Here is a 17,364-nt window from a genome sequence, read left to right as displayed (position 1 = left end):
TTGCTGGAAAAGTTACTGAATTTAACCATTGAGAATGGCAGATACTTTAGTGCTACTGCGAGTAGTAACCAGGCATGTGCTACCATAATGCAAACCTATTTAACCGGATGAACAGATGCAGCGGTCAGAGTTACAGCAATATTTGCAGGAATTTTTACAGGTCGATAAATTTCGGGATTACGCTCCCAATGGTCTGCAAGTCGAAGGCAAATCTGAGATAAACCGTATCGTCACCGGGGTGACTGCCTGTCAACCGCTTATAGACGCGGCTATTGCCTGCCAGGCGGATGCAATATTGGTACATCACGGCTTTTTCTGGAAAAGCGAACCTCAGGTATTGGTTGGAATGAAACGGCGACGGATAAAATCTTTGCTGGTGAATGATATCAACCTGTTCGGTTATCACCTGCCATTAGATGCCCACCCGCAGGTCGGCAACAACATCACTTTAGCGGTGCAACTCGGATTACAAGAGGCGGCTCCGGTAAGCTCGCTCCCGCAGGAATTGCTGTGGCGAGGTTATCTCCCGCATAGTATGTCCCCTGAGCTTTTCACCGAATGGATAGCCGCCAAGTTAGGACGTAAACCCTTGCATCTACCTGCACCGCGCAAAGATATCCGTACGGTTGCCTGGTGCACTGGCGGTGCGCAGGATTATATCGATCAGGCTTATGAACTTGGCGTAGATGCGTTTATCAGTGGTGAAGTATCGGAGCGTACTTTCCACAGCGCGGCAGAGCAGGGTATCCACTATTATGCTGCAGGCCATCATGCAACCGAGCTTTATGGCATTCAGGCATTAGGGGCGCACTTGGCGCAGCAATTTGGCTTAGAACACACGTTCATTGATATTGCGAATCCGGTGTAGTGGTCTGCCAGAATAATGATTAAAAAAGGCCGCAGATTGCGGCCTTTCGAATATTATTTCACGCGCATACCCGGTTGGGCGCCTTCATGCGGTTCTAATATCCATAGATCTTTACCGCCGGGACCTGCTGCCAGCACCATGCCTTCAGACATGCCGAAACGCATCTTGCGCGGAGCCAGATTCGCTACCATTACGGTGAGTTTGCCAACCAAGTCTTCTGGATTATAAGCAGATTTGATACCCGCAAAAACCTGACGGGTTTCTCCGCCGATATCTAATTGGAGTTTCAGCAATTTGCTAGCTTCTGGCACCAGTTCAGCTTGCTTGATGAGTGCGATACGCAAGTCCACTTTTGCAAAATCATCGTAAGCAATTTCTGCACTGATCGGATCATCTGCCAATGGTGAAGCTTGAACTTCTGGCGCTGCCGCCGTTTGCAAGTTTTCTTTGGAGGCTTCTACCATCGCATTCACTTTGTCCAGTTCGACACGTTGCATCATAGGCTTGAATGGATTTATGGCATGTCCGGCCAGATCCTGCGTTAAGCCATCCCAGGTCAGTTCCAGTCCAAGGAAAGCTTCAACGTCAGCTGCCAGCCTAGGCACCACTGGCTTCAGATAGGTTGCCAGAATACGGAACAGATTGATGGCGTTGGAGCATACTTCATGTGCGCGACTTAAGGTTTCGTCAGCTTTTACCAGCTGCCATGGCGCTTCATCGGCTACATAAGCATTTGCCAAATCCGCCAGTGTCATAATTTCGCGAATCGCCTTGCTGTATTCACGGTTTTCGTAGAGTTCTGCGATCACATCGGCCTTGGCCAAGAATGTGTTGCTTAATGCGCTATTGTTAACCGCAGCTAACTTGCCATCAAAACGTTTGGTAATAAAACCAGCGGTACGACTAGCGAGGTTTACCAGTTTGCCCACCAAATCAGCGTTGACCCGGCTGACAAAATCTTCCAAGTTAAGATCAAGGTCGTCAATGCCATTTGACAGCTTTGCCGCGTAATAATAACGCAGATATTCAGGATCCAGGTGCTCCAGATAGGTACGCGCCTTAATGAAGGTCCCTTTCGATTTTGACATCTTGGCGCCATTCACGGTCACATAACCGTGGGTGAATACGCTATTTGGTTGGCGGTAGCCACTCCCATAGAGCATGGCCGGCCAGAACAGACTGTGGAAGTACACAATGTCCTTGCCGATGAAGTGATAGACTTCTGCGGTAGAATCCTTACCCCAGAATTCATTGAAATCCAGTTCTGGACGTTTATTACACAGATTCCGAAACGAGCCCATGTAACCGATAGGCGCATCCAGCCAAACGTAAAAATATTTGCCGGGGGCATCGGGTATTTCAAAACCAAAATAGGGCGCATCGCGGCTAATATCCCACTGTTGCAATCCCTGTTCGAACCATTCGTTCAGTTTATTCGCAATCTCTGTTTGCAGAGAACCAGAGCGAGTCCAGTTCTTCAGCATGTCTTCAAATGCCGGTAAATCGAAGAAGAAATGCACGGATTCCTTCAGTACGGGAGTGGCACCAGAAACTGCAGAGCGTGGGTTGATAAGCTCGGTTGGGCTATAGGTTGCGCCGCAATTATCGCAGTTATCGCCATATTGGCCTTCAGCCTTACACTTCGGACAGGTGCCTTTAACAAAACGGTCCGGCAGAAACATCTGCTTTTCCGGATCATACAGCTGACTGATAGTGCGCTGTTTGATAAAACCATTTTCTCGCAATTTCAGATAGATCTCATTGGCGATTTCATGGTTTTCAGGACTATGAGTACTGTGATAGTTGTCATAGCTAATATTGAATCCGGCAAAATCCGCCTGATGTTCCTTGCTGACGTCGGCAATCATCTGTTCTGGGGTGATCCCCATCTGCTGGGCCTTAAGCATGATGGGGGTGCCGTGTGCATCATCGGCGCAGATGTAATAGCACTCATGACCACGCAATTTTTGAAAGCGTGACCAGATATCGGTCTGAATATGTTCAAGCATATGCCCCAGATGGATGGAGCCATTTGCGTAAGGTAATGCACTGGTAACGAGGATCTTGCGTTTCGAATCTGACATCTTGTTTCTGATCTGTTTAAAGGGCCCTAAAAATAATGGCCTAGATACTAACCGATCCCTGCGCCATTTTCATCATGGTGTGAGCTTGATGGGCTAAATCTATTCCAAATCAGCGGATAATATCTGGTACACTTGATCAACTTTATCTCAAAGGGATTATATTTTGTCTTCTGCATCTCAGGACTATCGTCTTAGCGACGAACTTCTCGGTCCAGTACTTGCCACGCTCAATGCCTATCAGGATCCGTACCTGAAACAGGGCTTGGTCGATGCGGGCTGCGTTACCAAGCTGGCAATGAATGGCACTCAGCTACAATTAGGCTTGGTATATCCATACCCATGTGAAACTCAATATCGTGATACCGTGATGGCCCTGACTCAGGAACTCGCCAAAATTGACGGTATTGAAGAAGTTGAAGCCGAAATGGACTTTAGTGTGAAGTCCTATTCTGCCAGTGGCAGTATTCCACCTATTCCTAATGTGAAACAAGTAATTGCAGTAGCCTCAGGTAAAGGCGGTGTCGGTAAATCGACCACTTCAGTCAACTTAGCGTTGGCGTTGGCGTCTGAAGGTGCCAATGTCGGTATTTTGGATGCGGATATTTATGGCCCCTCAGTGCCGATGATGCTTGGGATCACCGATTACCGCCCATTGTCACCTGATGGTAAACACATGACTTGCGCTAATGCACATGGTATCAGTGCGCAGAGTATTGGCTTTTTGCTTTCTGGTGATGAAGCCGCAGTGTGGCGTGGTCCTATGGCAGCCGGTGCATTGTTGCAGTTAGTGAATGAATCTTTATGGCAGGATCTGGATTATCTGGTGATCGATTTGCCGCCAGGCACAGGCGATATTCAGCTGACTCTGTCACAAAAAGTACCGGTTAGCGGTGCGGTGATTGTCACTACACCACAGGACATTGCGTTAGCCGATGCACAAAAAGGCATCTCGATGTTCGAAAAGGTCAATATTCCAGTGCTTGGTGTAGTAGAGAACATGAGTTTCTACTTGTGTCCTGAATGCGGTCACAAAGAATATCCGTTTGGTAGCGAAGGTGGTTCTCGCATTGCGCAGCGTTATAACGTGCCATTGTTGGGCGCATTACCGTTAAATGGTAGCATTCGCGAAAATATGGATAACGGTGTGCCGACCGTCGTCGCTGACGTCGATGGTGAGGTTGCCGGTATCTATCGCGACATTGCTCGCAAAGTCGCCGCCGGACTGGCGTTGCAGCAGCAACAAAGTACTGTATCTATTGCGATTTCTGAGGAAGAATAAAGCAGAATGAGCTCTACTCACAGTGTGATAATTGGCATTGCCGGCGCTTCGGCGTCTGGCAAAAGCCTCATAGCAAGAACCATCTACGAGGAGTTGTGCCGGGATCTTGGGACTAACGAAATCGGGGTGATTAGCGAAGATAGCTACTACCGTGATCAAAGCCATCTGCCGATGGAACAGCGGGTGTTGACCAATTATGATCACCCCAAAGCGCTAGATCATCAGTTGCTGGCGCGTCACTTAGAAAATCTTAAAGATGGCAAGCCGGTCGAAATTCCCTGTTACAGTTATGTTGAACATACTCGCACAGGGGAGTCGTTGTTGATGACACCGAAAAAGGTCATTATTCTCGAAGGTATTCTGTTGTTGACCGACACTCGGCTGCGAGAGTTGATGGATGCCAGCGTTTTTATGGATACACCTCTGGACGTGTGTCTGATCCGGCGCTTACGCCGAGATGTAGAAGAGCGTGGCCGGACCATGGAGTCAGTTCTGACGCAGTACCAGAACACCGTGCGGCCGATGTATCTGCAATTTATTGAGCCGTCAAAACAATATGCAGACATTATTGTGCCTCGTGGCGGTAAAAACCGCATTGCCACCGATATTCTGAAAACACGTATTCAGCATTTACTTTCCAGATAAAGACCCGGGAGACAGGGCCAAATGAGATTAACGGACATCGAAATAGAACAGAGCCTTGATGAAGGCAGTATTGTGATAGAGCCACGCCCTTCCAGTGACGCTATCAGTGGTGTCAGTGTGGATGTGCGGCTTGGTCATCAGTTCCGCGTATTTAAAGATCATACTGCGGCCTATATCGACCTGTCTGGCCCCAAAGCAGAAGTTCAGGCAGCGCTGGACAGTGTGATGAGCGAGCAAATTGACATCGCCGATGGTCAGGCTTTTTTTCTGCATCCAGGAGAATTGGCGCTCGCTGTGACCTATGAAAGTGTGCAGCTGCCGGCAGATATTGTTGGCTGGCTCGATGGCCGTTCATCGCTTGCGCGGCTCGGTCTGATGGTACATGTTACGGCTCATCGTATTGATCCGGGTTGGAAAGGTAAAATTGTCCTCGAATTTTTTAACAGTGGTAAATTGCCGTTAGCGTTACGGCCAATGATGACGATTGGTGCCTTGAACTTCGATAAGCTCAATCATCCAGTCGCTAAACCCTATAACGCACGTAAAAATGCCAAGTACAAAGATCAGCAGGATGCGGTTGCCAGCCGTATCAGCCAGGACTGATCTTCCTTTATGGGTTCGGTGTGGGTAAACGGCAAACCAGCTGACACAATCGATGTCCGTGATCGTGCTTTCACCTATGGTGATGGCTTATTCGCTACCATGGCTGTCGATGGAGCTGGTGCGATACAGTTTCTCTCATGTCATTTGCAACGCCTTACTGATGGTGCGGCAAGATTGGGTTTTTCCTGGCAGCCATCAGAAACCTTACTGACGTTATTGACTGACACTGCTGGCCGTTTTCCCCGTCATTGCTTAAAACTACAACTGAGTCGAGGTGTTGGTGGGCGTGGTTACGCTCCGCCAACCGCGCCACAAATCACCGAAGTGCTCAGTGTCAGTCCTATACCCGTGCATTACACTTCCTGGCAACAACAGGGCATCAAGTTGCAGACATCAACTGTCCAGCTGGCCAAGCAACCGTTACTGGCAGGCATAAAACATCTTAATCGCCTGGAGCAGGTGCTAATCAAAAGTTACGCGCTCGATGAAGATTGTGACGATTGGCTGGTTTGCGATACGGATGGATGGCTGGTGGAATCCTCAATGGCCAATCTGTTTTTGCTGTTTCAAGATGAAAATGACCAGTGGCAGGCATTAACGCCAGCAATGAATAACTGCGGTGTCTCGGGTGTAATGCGGCAACAAGTCATTATGACCTTGTTAGCCATGGGCGTTCATGTCCAAGTGGTGCCTGTCACTTATGACTGGCTTGCTCGGGTCTCACATTTATTTATCAGCAACAGTTTGTTAGGCACTGTGGATGTTATCGCTGCTGATTCATACCATTTTGCCGTCTGGCCGGGTAGTGCACAATTAAGGGAAAATCTCGCTATTCAGTTATGAAAAAATGGATCTTGGTAGCGGTTGCCGTATTTTTTACCGTACTGACATTGTTGTTAGGCTTGGGCTTATGGGGTTATCAGCAATTGCAGCAGTTTAGCCGTTCGGCACTGGTACTGGATATGCCACAAGAATTACAGCTAGAGCATGGTACCTCTTATCATCGGTTAGGTCAGGAATTGCAACAACGGGGGTTGTTACAATATGACTGGCGATGGAAGTTACTCGGTAAATGGCAACCACAACTTACCGCTATTCGTTCAGGGTTGTATGAAATTAATCCTGGAGATACGCCGTTATCACTGTTAACCAAACTTGTTGTCGGGGATGAAAAACGCTTCAGTTTCACGTTGGTGGAAGGTAAAACGGTCAAGGAATGGCAACAGTACTTGCAGCAGTTACCCCATTTACGCATGGACCCGCAGCCTTTTATCACCGTACTGCAGCAGCAGGGGGATACCTCGGCTAAACCTGAAGGCAAATTTTTCCCTGATACCTATCAATATCGCGCCGGAACTGATGTCAGCAGCTTATTGACACAAAGTTATCAGATGATGCAGCAGCAACTGCAGACTATCTGGAATGGGCGAGAGCAAGGATTGCCGCTTGAAACCCCTTATCAATTGTTGATCCTTGCTTCAATCATTGAGAAAGAAACCGGAAAGGCGGACGAGCGAAGCTTGATTTCAGCGGTATTTATTAACCGGCTTCGCAAAGGGATGCGTTTACAGACAGATCCTACGGTGATTTATGGCATGGGGGATGCGTTTGATGGCAACATCACGCGAAAAGATCTGCAACAGGAAACCCCGTTTAATACTTATCGAATTCCGGGACTGCCCCCCACGCCAATCGCCGCCCCGGGTAAGGAATCATTGTTAGCTGCTGCACATCCCGCCGATGTAAAGTATCTTTATTTTGTATCACGTAATGATGGTTCTCACGTATTTTCTGAGACCTTAGCAGAGCATAATCGCGCCGTAGATCGTTATCAGAGAAGAAGAAAATAATGCAGGCTGAGATTTCAACAGGAAAATTTATTGTTATTGAAGGACTTGAAGGCGCTGGAAAATCCAGCGCTATGGCATTGGTAAAGGCATTTATTACAGAGCTGGTGGGACAAGAACCCGTGTGTACCCGTGAACCCGGAGGTACACCCTTAGCCGAAAAAATCCGTACTTTGGTTAAAACAGCTGATGCCACCGATCCTTTATGTGACGAAGCCGAGTGCCTATTGATGTATGCAGCGCGGGCACAGCTGGTCGCTAATGTGATAAAGCCAGCATTAGCAGGTGGAGACTGGGTTCTTGGCGACCGTCACAATTTATCTTCGTTAGCCTATCAAGGCGGTGGTCGAGGCTTAATGCCATTAGTCCAGACCATTAGTGCAGCCACTCTTGGCAGTTTTAGGCCAGATTTGACGCTTTATCTGGATATCCCGCCAGCAATCGGCATGGCCAGAGCTGCGAACCGTGGCGAATTAGATCGTATCGAACAACAAGCGCTGAGTTTTTTTGAGCGGGCCCGGGCGACTTATCTGAGTCTGGCAGCAGCAGATGATTCGATTGTGGTGATAGATGCCAATCAACCGCTGCCAAAGGTTCATGAAGATATTTTGTCAGCATTAAACCAGCACTTAAGAGTATGAGCGCGATGCTATTAGATTTGCCCTGGTTACGGGATGCGAAGCAACAGTTTGTGCACCAGCGACAGCAGGGGCAGGTGCCGCATGCAATACTGCTAACCTTACCCGAAGCTGATGGCGGTGTGCGGCTGGGTCAATATATGGCGCAGTTATCACTTTGTACCGCATCTCAATCTGGCCAGCCTTGCGGCCACTGTAAAAGTTGCCAACTCTTTGTGGCTGGAAATCATCCAGATTTCCATTTGTTACAAGCAGATGGCAGCCAAATTAAAGTGGAGCAAGTGCGTAGTCTGTGTCAGTCACTTAATGTGACAGCACAGCAGGGCGGCTATCGTGTGGCATTGATATTGCAGTGTGAACGAATGAATACAGCCGCTGCCAATGCTTTGCTAAAAACGCTTGAAGAGCCGGGTGCTGGTACCTTGCTGTTACTGCAAAGCGATCGCCCTGGTGCGTTGTTACCTACCATTGTCAGCCGCTGTCAGCAGTTAAAAATTGTCCGGCCTTCGGTTCAATTAATTACACAATGGTTGCAACAGCAATATCCGCAGCTTGATGAAGATATAAGCTGGTGCTTGCCGGTCGCTGGCGGTGCTCTGACGTTAGCTGAGTATATTAAAGAAGGGTATTTTGCCGAGCTGAAGAAACTTAAGACCGCATGGCAACAGAGTCTGAGCAGCGGTCACTTGAGCCAAAAGCTTAGTAATCTGAATGTGGAGCAGCTGTTTGATGTATTAAAACTGTTATATCAAGTGCTACAGGAAGAGATACAGCAAACGCAATTAGACCCGTTAATTAAGCTGCATTTGGCACAGCTCGCTGGTCAGGTGATGAGAGATAATCAGCAACTTATGCAGATGTCTAATGTCAATTATCTGGCGCTTTGCCAAAGTTATGTCTTAGAATACAAGAGAATGAAAAAATAAAAGTAGCCTATGGTTGATTTGATTGTAAATTTCGACACCTTGCATCAGTTATATCGTGCCTATATGCCGTTTATCCAACCGGCAGGGTTGTTCGTGACTACCACTGAAGGCCATTTCCTAGGGCAGGAGATGCGTATTGGCTATCGCTTGCCAGGCTCGACGGGCATTAATGAATTTCAGGGGATTGTGGTGTGGATCAACCCGTTAGGTGCCTCCGGTGGACGGCCTGCGGGTGTTGGAGTGAAAATTGTGTCCGAGGCGCAGGAACACAAGCAACGCATCGAAAATCTCTTATCTCGAGAACTTGCCTCCGGCGATTTGACCTGCACTATGTAGCGGGATATTCTTGGGCCCCTTCGCTTAATTTCCTCAGGGCTTGTTTGTGTTAGTCGATTCCCATTGTCATCTTGATCGCTTGAAAGCTGCACCGGATCAAGACTCTCTCCAACAAATTATCAATGATGCCAAAGTTCGTGGAGTGGATTGGTTTCTCTGCGTCAACGTACGCCAGCAGGACTTTCCGTCAATGCGAGACAAAATGGCTACTCATTCACAGGTATTTTTGTCTGCCGGAGTACACCCATTAGATGTCGAAGCGGGCTTATCGATTGAGCAACTGAAGCAACATGCTGCTGATCCCCGCGTAGTGGCGATTGGTGAGACGGGATTGGATTACTTTTATGCCCCAGACAGTAAAACAGTGCAGCAGCAATGTTTTGAACAGCAGGTGGCAGTGGCAACTGAAATAAATAAACCATTGATCATCCATACCCGAGATGCGCAAGAAGATACCATGGCTATTTTGCGAAATGGTCACGCAGAGAAATGTGGCGGTGTCTTGCATTGTTTCACTGAATCACTGGAAATGGCTCAGGCTGCAATGGCGCTCGGCTTTTACATTTCGGTTTCCGGTATTGTAACGTTTCGAAATGCTGATGCACTGCGTAGCGTGATTAAGCAGATCCCTAAAGAACGACTACTGGTGGAAACAGATTCGCCTTATTTAGCGCCAATACCTCATCGGGGAAAGGAGAATCAGCCAGCATTTGTGCGTGATGTTGCGCAGTTTGTTGCGGACTTGCGGCAAGAACCCTTGGACGAGTTAGCCGCATATACGACTGACAACTTTTTCAGGTTATTTCGTGATGCGGCAGCATTAGCGGGTAGAATTTAACCGAAAAAAAGGCCCAAAACTATTCCTATTGTTTTGGGCCCAGGGGAATGGCTCTTGACGAGCCGTGCGCTTAAGTTGAGATATGACAGGATTGCGATCTCTGCTTGAATTTTAGCCTATGATGTTAAATCCACTGGCAAATGCTGCGTTATTAATAGTTTTTTTAGTTATAACTAATATCTAAAATGAATAATAAGGTGGTGGCACTACGCTTCATTATTGCTGATATTATCGCGCACTAAATTTCTAGGTAGCTGATTTTTCAATCTATTTCCTAGGTGTTTTACCATTCCTAACACTTGTTGTTGCCAGACCAAAACGCGTTCACCTTGGGCCTTTTCCGGCACGCTCAGCATAATATCTCTGCCCATCATGTACTGTTCTGCTTGTGTTTCATCGACAGACAATGCCAGTTTGGGGACCACAGTTAGCGCCATTACCGCCTCATGTTGCAGTTTGATGCCGTGTTTTTCAGCCGTTGCCAGTCTGACCCCGATGCGTTGGTAGCGCAGTTTGCCAATAAGTTCAGCAAATCCCTCAGGGAACAGCCAAAATTCATCGTCTCTTACCCATATCCTCGTTTTGGGTAATTCAACACCAATAATTGGGTTTATTGTGGCCATTAGCAACTGATACTGTTTGGTCGAGACTGGCTGGAACGGGAAATTTGCGCGTGTTTGCGGCGCTGGTAACTGGCGTGGGACAGAGGTGGCTTTCCGTATTCTTGCGACAAAAAATCCTTCACTGTCATAAACCTGTGGCCAGACGTGCAAAAAACCTTCGTCGGTGACTGTCTGGTCAGCACCACGGAACAGGTCTATCAATGATTCAAATATAACCGCATCCCCGAATTGCTGTTTCAGATGGTGACAAACACCATGATTTTCGGTTTTATTAAGTGTGCAGGTGGAGTACACCAGCACCCCGCCGGGTTTTAATGCCAGAAAGGCCGATTCAATTAGGTCTCTTTGGGTGGCGGCAATGATATCTATTTCACTGGCATCCCAGTTTTTCAGTGCTTGCGGGTCTTTTCGAACCGTGCCTTCGCCACTGCAGGGGGCGTCAAGCAAAATGGCATCAAAGGTTTCATACAGTGATTCGCCGAAAACTCGGGCATCGAAATGTGTCATTACCGCATTACTTACACCCATGCGTTGAATATTGAAATGTAATGCTTTAATACGACTGGCAGAGTATTCGTTGGCGACTAGCGTGCCCTCATTGTGCATCATTGCCGCAATCTGGGTTGTTTTAGAACCTGGCGCCGATGCCATATCCAGCACGGTGGATAGGTGCGTATCGTATAACAGTGCCATAGGCGGCAGCATTGAACTGGCTTCCTGCACATAAAATAAACCTTGCAGATATTCTACGGTATTGCCAGCCTGGACACTGTCAGGCGCCTGGTACCAAAAGCCGTCGGGACACCACGGAATTTGTTCGAATTGCCAGCCTTTTGCCTGCATGCGCTCAAGCAAACTAGCGCTGTCGATTTTAAGCGTATTGACTCGAAGCGACGGGCGCAGAGGTTTGTCACAGAATGCAATAAACTCTTCAAGAGAAAGCTGTGATGGCAATTCTTGCGCGATATTGTTGATAAAATTTTGATTTAATTGAACCATAACACTAAAAGCAATCTTTCTTTTTGCGCGGAAGTATAACACGCAGAATAAGTAAATTTGGGGTGGTTTTGTGCTGAATCGGGTCTGGAGCCTGTTTTTTATAATTGCCGCAGCGGCGCTAGCCATGCAATGTCTCACTGGACATACGGAAGTTGTTAGTACCGCCGTCGCCGCTATGTTTGAAAGTGCCAAGTTAGCGGCCAATATTGCCATTGGCCTGATAGGCGTGTTGACGTTGTGGATGGGACTGATGCGGGTGGGCGAGAAAGCCGGCGTGGTTAGCGCAATTGCCTGGATGGTGGAACCATTACTGCGTAAATTGATGCCAGAGGTTCCCAAAGGACACCCGGCATTTGGCAGTGTCACCATGAATCTTACCGCCAATATGCTGGGACTCGATATTGCCGCAACCCCTCTGGGTCTAAAAGCAATGCATGATCTCCAGCGCCTTAATCCTACTAAAAGCATCGCCAGCAACGCTCAAATTCTGTTTCTGGTACTCAATACCTCATCGGTGACCTTAATTCCGGTGACTATCTTTTTATATCGGGCACAACAGGGGGCGGCTGCGCCAGCGGAAGTATTTTTGCCGATTTTGTTGGCCACATTAGGATCTTCATTGGCGGGATTATTGGCCGTGGCGCTAGTACAACGTTTACCGTTGTGGAACTTGACCGTCGCAGCCTACGCAGCGGTGATATTGGGTACTTTAGGTGCGGTTGTTGGCTGGTTATTGCATCAAGATGCTGAGCGCATTGGCAGCGTATCAACAGTCGTTGGTAACGGTGTATTGCTGCTCTTGGTTTTTTCATTTGTGTTGATTGCTGTTATTCGTAAAGTGGCGGTTTACGATGAATTTATTGAAGGAGCCAAGTCTGGCTTTGAACAGGCGATACAGCTTATTCCATACTTGTTAGCAATGTTATTGGCTATCGCAATGTTAAGGGCGTCTGGTGCCTTGGATTATTTACTGAATGGCATCTCGGGCTTGGTTAATATGTTGGGGTTCGATAGTCGATTCGTTGATGCTTTACCTACCGCATTAATGAAACCTCTCAGTGGTTCCGGCGCCAGAGCGATGATGTTGGAAACGATGTCACATTATGGTGTGGATTCTTTTGCCGGGCGCCTAGCTTCGGTGTTTCAGGGCAGTACAGAAACGACTTTCTATGTGCTGGCCGTGTATTTTGGTTCGGTGGGCATACGCAACGGCCGATATGCCTTAGCCTGTGGCTTATTGGCGGATTTTGCGGGGATAGTCAGCGCAATAATCGTATGTTATTGGTTTTATGGGTAGGGTGAGTATTGGATATGAAAAAGGCGTCTATTGACGCCTTTTTCAGTCGATGACTATGGCTAGTTATCGAGTTTCGGCTGCCACTGTAACCAACTGGTTTCCGCTTTAGCAAAGATCGGCATGACAGTGCGGTTGTCCAAGGGGGCTGATTGTTGATTACTCTGCTCCGTTACCACACCGATCCCACCTGCAAGAATAGTTTCCAATGAGCCGGTTTCGATCTGCGCCCCGGAGAATAGCCCTACATCGACTTTAATTCCGGAAAGGTCATAAAACTTACTGCTTTGATTCAGCAAATGACGGTAACGCGCAGCAATACTGGCGTTAAGTAGTACTCCGTCACCCCCCGTTGTTAACTGAAAGCCCGTAATTACACCAATCTGCACCCCACGGAAGAAAATTCCTGTCCCGGATTTTACTGACCCCAGTGACGGGCGAGTCAGTTGAATATGCAATGCATCAGCTGCAGCATAATTGTCATTATTTAACGGCACGGTAAAGCGGGTACTCGGCGTGTCACTATGTCCGGGCATTGCTGAAATAAAATCACCGGTGAGCAAGGCTTCTGGGTGTTCAATACCTTTTAGAGACACTTGCGCTTGTTGTAGCAGATACTTGCTATCAGTTCGCATAAACGCGTTAGCGTAACGGCCATAGAGATAGGCTGTGGCTGACAGATTTTGCAGATTGGCATCAAGCACAACTTGTGTGACTTCACCAATTTGCATACCTTGATATCGGATGGCTGCACCAGATTTGAGTGCGGCTTCAGTAGGCAGTATCAAGCTAATCGCTTGTGCTTGATTCACCGCCAAGCTTTCTGAGGCGTAAAGTTGTTGGCTATCAACATCGTCAGCGTCAATTTTCGCCAGCGAGATACTGCCTTTGATAACGCCTTTTAAAGGCGCCATTTCCATTTTGATACCGCTTAAGCTGGCATCAACAGAGAGGGCGGCATTCTGCCAGAAGACGACGTGACTTTTTAGCAGTGGTGCGAAGGTACTGTCCACCGCCAACGTTATGGCAAAACGGTCAGTTTTGGCCTGCCAGTCAACCGCTGATACCGATCCTATTTGCATTTTTTTGTAATAGATCGGTGAGCCACTGGCGACAGACGCTGCATTATCACTATAAAGCGTCCATTTAATCTTTTGTCCTTGCCGATAGTAATCATTGGCGGTTGATGTCGATGCAAATAGCGGGATCGCTTTTGTCAAATCTAACGCCTTTTTACTGGCGCTACGATGTAAACTGACCGCACCTTTTGTCAATGTGGTCAGATCGCCACTTTTTAATTGAACACCATCAAGTGACGCTTGGAAGTCTAAGGCGGCTTCAGCAATAAAATCGCTGCCTTTGCTTAACAGCGACTTAAACTCAGGTAAGATCTCGGCGCGATATAGCACGGCATTAAAATCGTCCGCTAACCGTACTTCAGTTATTTCACCAATTTTCACTTGTCGATAGCGAATTTCTGCGCCACGACTGACGCCGGGGTTTTCGCTTGCGGTCAGCGTCAGCTGTATTGGTCTATCGCTATCGATTTTAGGTGCGCTACTTGCCAAAGAGTAATGATCTTTCGGACTGCCACTCCCCGGCAAAAACTGAATGATATCGCCGCTCACTAACCGACCGGCATGTTTGATGCCACTCAACGAGATATCTGCGCCTTCGCGCCAGAATTGGGCGTCACTACCTAATAATTCGGAGTAGGGAGCATCCAGACGCGTATGGATGGCCACGGTATTTTTATCGGCAACTACGTTTTCAACTTCGCCCACCATGACGCCGCGGTAGACAATATCTGTCCCGCGTTTTATCCCATCAGCATCGGTGGCCGTCAGCACGAAGCGGACACCACCATTGGCTTCTTGTTGACTCGCATACAGTTTGTAGCCTTGATTCGCTTCTGCTTCAGGTGAATTCGTTGGTGAACTGAAGTTGATCCCACCCGCAATCAATGATGCCAGGCTTGCAGTATTCACCTTGATACCGGATAAAGACGCATCAATTTGAACGCCAGAAACGTTCCAGAAGTGCGAATCTTTACGAACCAGTGATGCATATTGCTTCTGGATATAGGCTTTCAGTAATACTTTATGTTGTGGGTCAAGGCGATAACTCACCACTTCACCCACCGGGATCTGCCGATAGAATACGGGTGAGCCCACATCTAATGAGCCTAACTTTTCTGCACTTAATTCCACCACCAGGCCATCGTTGCCTGGCAAAACGGGGGGGGCTTCCTGCGCAGCTTCAAAATGATCTCGAAAGTCACCATCGCCGGGTAATAAACCGATATAGTTCCCTGAAAACAAAGCATCCAGTCCTTCCACCCCGGTGATGGAGGCTTTGGGGGTTACCAACCAGAATTTACTGTTGTCTCTGAGTAGCGGTTGTGCTCGGTAATCCATCAACAGATCGACGTTAACGCCTTTCAGTTCGTCATCAATGGATACGTCCACCACTTTGCCCACATTCAGGCCTTGATAACGCACCAGTGTTTTGCCGATATCAATACCTGTGGCGCTGGGGAAATGGATGCGCACATCAATACCTGATTCGCGAATACTTTTAATACCTAGCCAGGCTCCCAGTGCCAACGCAATTAACGGCAGCAGCCATACTGGGGAAAATAGTTTTTTTCGCACCACTTGGGGTTGTTCAAATTCATTCATCTTGCTTTTCCAGCTGATCCCATAGCAGACGAGTATCCAGCACTTTTGCGGACACCTGAGTAAACAAAATAACTAGCGCAAACGCTGTCGCAGCAGGCGCAGGCTTAGCATCGAGTATCTGGCCCATATTCACCAGTGCGACAGTTAACGAAATAACAAACAGATCGAGCATTGACCAACGGCCAATCCATTCAATTAAGTGAAATCCCACCATCAGTTTGGTTTTGGAAAATTTGAGATTAAAACTGATGGCTGACAAATAGATACCGAGGCCAATAATTTTCAACCAAGGTACCAGAATACTGGCCGTGAACACGATAATCGCGATCGGCAGCATATCTGAATGGACCAGTCGCAGGATCCCAGAAAAAATGGTGTCATGAGTAACCCGCCCACTTTTCGTGAGTGTTGTAATGGGATATACATTAGCCGGAATTAACAAGATGGCCGCAGTGATCAAGAGTGCCCAACTACGTTGCAAACTACTGAAGTCACGCAACTGCAATTTGGCACCACAGCGCAAACAATAACTTTCAGCAGCATTGTTAAGTTGCCCACAATCGTGACAGCTACATAAGCCAATATCTTTGCCTTGAATGTTGTTATTCGAATTCATTCAGATAACCCCACATGTGCTCCAACTTGTATTCCCTTAACATAAACAGCACGATCAAGAACAACATAGTAAAGCAGAATGTGCCCATACCAAAATAGACATCTGCAAAATCAGACAGTTGGAATGAAGTCACGAGAAAACTAATAACATAGATTTCTAGCATCGACAGCTGGGATAACAGCTTGTGATAGCGCAATAACACTACCAGTATTCGACGGCCACTCGGCCGACGGTAATAGTGAGTTTTGATAATCAGCATTTGTGCGAATATTGAGGTGATCAATAATCCAGGCCCGACTACCGCGCCAATCAACACGGCGAGCCCCACTACCCAATAGCCTTGATCGGCAACAGCTAAGGCGCCTTGCCACACGGTAGTGGTGCGGACACTGCCAATAAAATGCATCTCTAGTACTGGCAATAGCATGGCGGGAATGTAGAGAATCAACGCCGCAATACACATTGCCAACACCCCATCAATCGCACAGTAAGGCGTATCGTAAAGTGGTGTCTTACAACGCGGGCATATCGCGCGCACGCCAGAGGGTAGTGCACGGCGGCTTACGGCCAAATCACAGGCACGGCAAAGCACAAGCGCACAATTAGGTGAGGCAGAATTGCGATTATAATGGGACGGGGAATCGTCATTCCCCCTAGTGTCCATGCGCATAATGGAGAACTTAATTAGTTGTCTGTACAAAGGGTACTGTCGGGATGTTAGCAGATACCGAGAACTTCTTGCATCTGTGGATGAAATTATGTCACGATTGGTACTGTATATTTACACAGTGTGAGGAAGATCATGGCGGTAATTACCCAGTTTGTTGTGGTCAGAGAAGGGGTGGAAAAGATGACGTTTACTTCCAAGAAGGAAGCTGATGCTTATGACAGGATGCTCGACATTGCAGATAATCTGTTACCCTTTATTCAGGCCAGTGAAGCAACAATTGATGATACAGCGGCAGAAAAACTTGCTTTTTATATGGCAGCCAATAAAGATACGCTGGCTTCGTTACTTAAAGGCGCTCCGGTCAAAACTGACCCTGTGGCCAAAACACCGAAAAAGAAAGTTGATGATGTTTAATTC

17 protein-coding genes are annotated in these 17,364 nt (G+C 47.7%); 12 read left to right on the top strand and 5 right to left on the bottom strand.

The genetic code is table 11. From position 1 onward, the window contains the following. The first annotated feature begins 115 nt into the window (after nt 1–115). Nucleotides 116–868, top strand: coding sequence for a Nif3-like dinuclear metal center hexameric protein (locus KDN34_RS09805; RefSeq protein WP_212593624.1), 753 nt, complete (start codon nt 116–118; stop codon nt 866–868). 53 nt (nt 869–921) lie between these two features. On the opposite strand, the gene metG is transcribed toward KDN34_RS09805, so the two are convergent. Then, complete coding sequence (metG, locus tag KDN34_RS09800; protein WP_228730481.1) at nt 922–2,964, bottom strand: methionine--tRNA ligase; 2,043 nt, start codon at nt 2,962–2,964, stop codon at nt 922–924. Nucleotides 2,965–3,115: 151 nt separating this feature from the next. Between metG and apbC the strand changes: the two genes are divergently transcribed. The 9 genes from apbC to KDN34_RS09755 are packed head-to-tail and all read left to right on the top strand — an operon-like array spanning nt 3,116 to nt 10,064. Beyond that, nucleotides 3,116–4,231, top strand: coding sequence for an iron-sulfur cluster carrier protein ApbC (gene apbC / locus KDN34_RS09795; protein WP_212593622.1), 1,116 nt, complete (start codon nt 3,116–3,118; stop codon nt 4,229–4,231). Between the two features lie 6 nt (nt 4,232–4,237). Next, nucleotides 4,238–4,876, top strand: a complete 639-nt coding sequence (gene udk / locus KDN34_RS09790; protein WP_212593621.1) for a uridine kinase — start codon at nt 4,238–4,240, stop codon at nt 4,874–4,876. A 21-nt stretch (nt 4,877–4,897) separates the two neighbouring features. Then, nucleotides 4,898–5,479, top strand: coding sequence for a dCTP deaminase (gene dcd, locus KDN34_RS09785; protein ID WP_212593620.1), 582 nt, complete (start codon nt 4,898–4,900; stop codon nt 5,477–5,479). A gap of 9 nt (nt 5,480–5,488) precedes the next feature. Continuing rightward, nucleotides 5,489–6,322 (top strand): aminodeoxychorismate lyase, encoded by an 834-nt coding sequence (pabC, locus tag KDN34_RS09780; protein WP_212593619.1) that lies wholly within the window; start codon nt 5,489–5,491, stop codon nt 6,320–6,322. Beyond that, complete coding sequence (gene mltG / locus KDN34_RS09775) at nt 6,319–7,329, top strand: endolytic transglycosylase MltG (RefSeq protein ID WP_212593618.1); 1,011 nt, start codon at nt 6,319–6,321, stop codon at nt 7,327–7,329. Before pabC ends, mltG begins: the two co-directional genes overlap by 4 nt. Next, complete coding sequence (gene tmk / locus KDN34_RS09770) at nt 7,329–7,967, top strand: dTMP kinase (protein ID WP_212593617.1); 639 nt, start codon at nt 7,329–7,331, stop codon at nt 7,965–7,967. Before mltG ends, tmk begins: the two co-directional genes overlap by 1 nt. Beyond that, nucleotides 7,964–8,890 carry a DNA polymerase III subunit delta' gene (gene holB, locus KDN34_RS09765; RefSeq protein WP_212593616.1) on the top strand — a complete coding sequence of 309 codons (927 nt, stop codon included), beginning with the start codon at nt 7,964–7,966 and terminating at the stop codon, nt 8,888–8,890. The genes tmk and holB overlap by 4 nt, the downstream gene beginning before the upstream one ends. 9 nt (nt 8,891–8,899) lie before the next feature. Next, nucleotides 8,900–9,226: a PilZ domain-containing protein gene (locus KDN34_RS09760; RefSeq protein WP_212593615.1), complete on the top strand. Its 327-nt coding sequence runs from the start codon at nt 8,900–8,902 to the stop codon at nt 9,224–9,226. Between the two features lie 46 nt (nt 9,227–9,272). After that, nucleotides 9,273–10,064: a TatD family hydrolase gene (locus KDN34_RS09755; protein WP_212593614.1), complete on the top strand. Its 792-nt coding sequence runs from the start codon at nt 9,273–9,275 to the stop codon at nt 10,062–10,064. A 206-nt stretch (nt 10,065–10,270) separates the two neighbouring features. Here the strand turns inward: KDN34_RS09755 and rsmF are convergent, their stop codons facing one another. Then, nucleotides 10,271–11,686, bottom strand: coding sequence for a 16S rRNA (cytosine(1407)-C(5))-methyltransferase RsmF (gene rsmF, locus KDN34_RS09750; protein ID WP_212593613.1), 1,416 nt, complete (start codon nt 11,684–11,686; stop codon nt 10,271–10,273). Between the two features lie 70 nt (nt 11,687–11,756). Between rsmF and KDN34_RS09745 the strand changes: the two genes are divergently transcribed. Next, the gene (locus tag KDN34_RS09745; RefSeq protein WP_212593612.1) at nt 11,757–12,983 is read left to right on the top strand and encodes a nucleoside recognition domain-containing protein; all 1,227 of its coding nucleotides are present in this window, start codon (nt 11,757–11,759) and stop codon (nt 12,981–12,983) included. A 59-nt stretch (nt 12,984–13,042) separates the two neighbouring features. On the opposite strand, the gene KDN34_RS09740 is transcribed toward KDN34_RS09745, so the two are convergent. Genes KDN34_RS09740 through KDN34_RS09730 form a run of 3 tightly spaced genes read right to left on the bottom strand, consistent with a single transcriptional unit; the run spans nt 13,043 to nt 16,869 of the window. Next, nucleotides 13,043–15,661 carry an MlaD family protein gene (locus KDN34_RS09740; RefSeq protein ID WP_212593611.1) on the bottom strand — a complete coding sequence of 873 codons (2,619 nt, stop codon included), beginning with the start codon at nt 15,659–15,661 and terminating at the stop codon, nt 13,043–13,045. Further along, on the bottom strand, nt 15,654–16,277 hold the full coding sequence (locus tag KDN34_RS09735) for a paraquat-inducible protein A (protein WP_212593610.1): 624 nt from the start codon (nt 16,275–16,277) through the stop codon (nt 15,654–15,656). Before KDN34_RS09735 ends, KDN34_RS09740 begins: the two co-directional genes overlap by 8 nt. Continuing rightward, nucleotides 16,264–16,869, bottom strand: coding sequence for a paraquat-inducible protein A (locus KDN34_RS09730; RefSeq protein WP_407695767.1), 606 nt, complete (start codon nt 16,867–16,869; stop codon nt 16,264–16,266). Before KDN34_RS09730 ends, KDN34_RS09735 begins: the two co-directional genes overlap by 14 nt. Before the next feature lie 210 nt (nt 16,870–17,079). Here KDN34_RS09730 and KDN34_RS09725 point away from each other — a divergent pair, with 210 nt between their 5' ends. Then, complete coding sequence (locus KDN34_RS09725) at nt 17,080–17,361, top strand: YebG family protein (protein WP_212593609.1); 282 nt, start codon at nt 17,080–17,082, stop codon at nt 17,359–17,361. The last annotated feature ends 3 nt before the right edge of the window (nt 17,362–17,364 follow it).

The organism is Shewanella yunxiaonensis, from assembly GCF_018223345.1.
Lineage (GTDB): Bacteria > Pseudomonadota > Gammaproteobacteria > Enterobacterales > Shewanellaceae > Shewanella > Shewanella yunxiaonensis.
This window is presented reverse-complemented; position numbering and strand designations above follow the sequence as displayed.

Excerpts from the sequence above, each read along its gene's own strand:
- KDN34_RS09735 (WP_212593610.1), bottom strand. The coding sequence starts at position 16,277 with ATGAATTCGAATAACAACATTCAAGGCAAAGATATTGGCTTATGTAGC.
- KDN34_RS09740 (WP_212593611.1), bottom strand. The coding sequence starts at position 15,661 with ATGAATGAATTTGAACAACCCCAAGTGGTGCGAAAAAAACTATTTTCC.
- rsmF (WP_212593613.1), bottom strand. The coding sequence starts at position 11,686 with ATGGTTCAATTAAATCAAAATTTTATCAACAATATCGCGCAAGAATTG.
- holB (WP_212593616.1), top strand. The coding sequence starts at position 7,964 with ATGAGCGCGATGCTATTAGATTTGCCCTGGTTACGGGATGCGAAGCAA.
- mltG (WP_212593618.1), top strand. The coding sequence starts at position 6,319 with ATGAAAAAATGGATCTTGGTAGCGGTTGCCGTATTTTTTACCGTACTG.
- tmk (WP_212593617.1), top strand. The coding sequence starts at position 7,329 with ATGCAGGCTGAGATTTCAACAGGAAAATTTATTGTTATTGAAGGACTT.
- KDN34_RS09760 (WP_212593615.1), top strand. The coding sequence starts at position 8,900 with ATGGTTGATTTGATTGTAAATTTCGACACCTTGCATCAGTTATATCGT.
- pabC (WP_212593619.1), top strand. The coding sequence starts at position 5,489 with ATGGGTTCGGTGTGGGTAAACGGCAAACCAGCTGACACAATCGATGTC.
- KDN34_RS09805 (WP_212593624.1), top strand. The coding sequence starts at position 116 with ATGCAGCGGTCAGAGTTACAGCAATATTTGCAGGAATTTTTACAGGTC.
- KDN34_RS09725 (WP_212593609.1), top strand. The coding sequence starts at position 17,080 with ATGGCGGTAATTACCCAGTTTGTTGTGGTCAGAGAAGGGGTGGAAAAG.
- dcd (WP_212593620.1), top strand. The coding sequence starts at position 4,898 with ATGAGATTAACGGACATCGAAATAGAACAGAGCCTTGATGAAGGCAGT.
- udk (WP_212593621.1), top strand. The coding sequence starts at position 4,238 with ATGAGCTCTACTCACAGTGTGATAATTGGCATTGCCGGCGCTTCGGCG.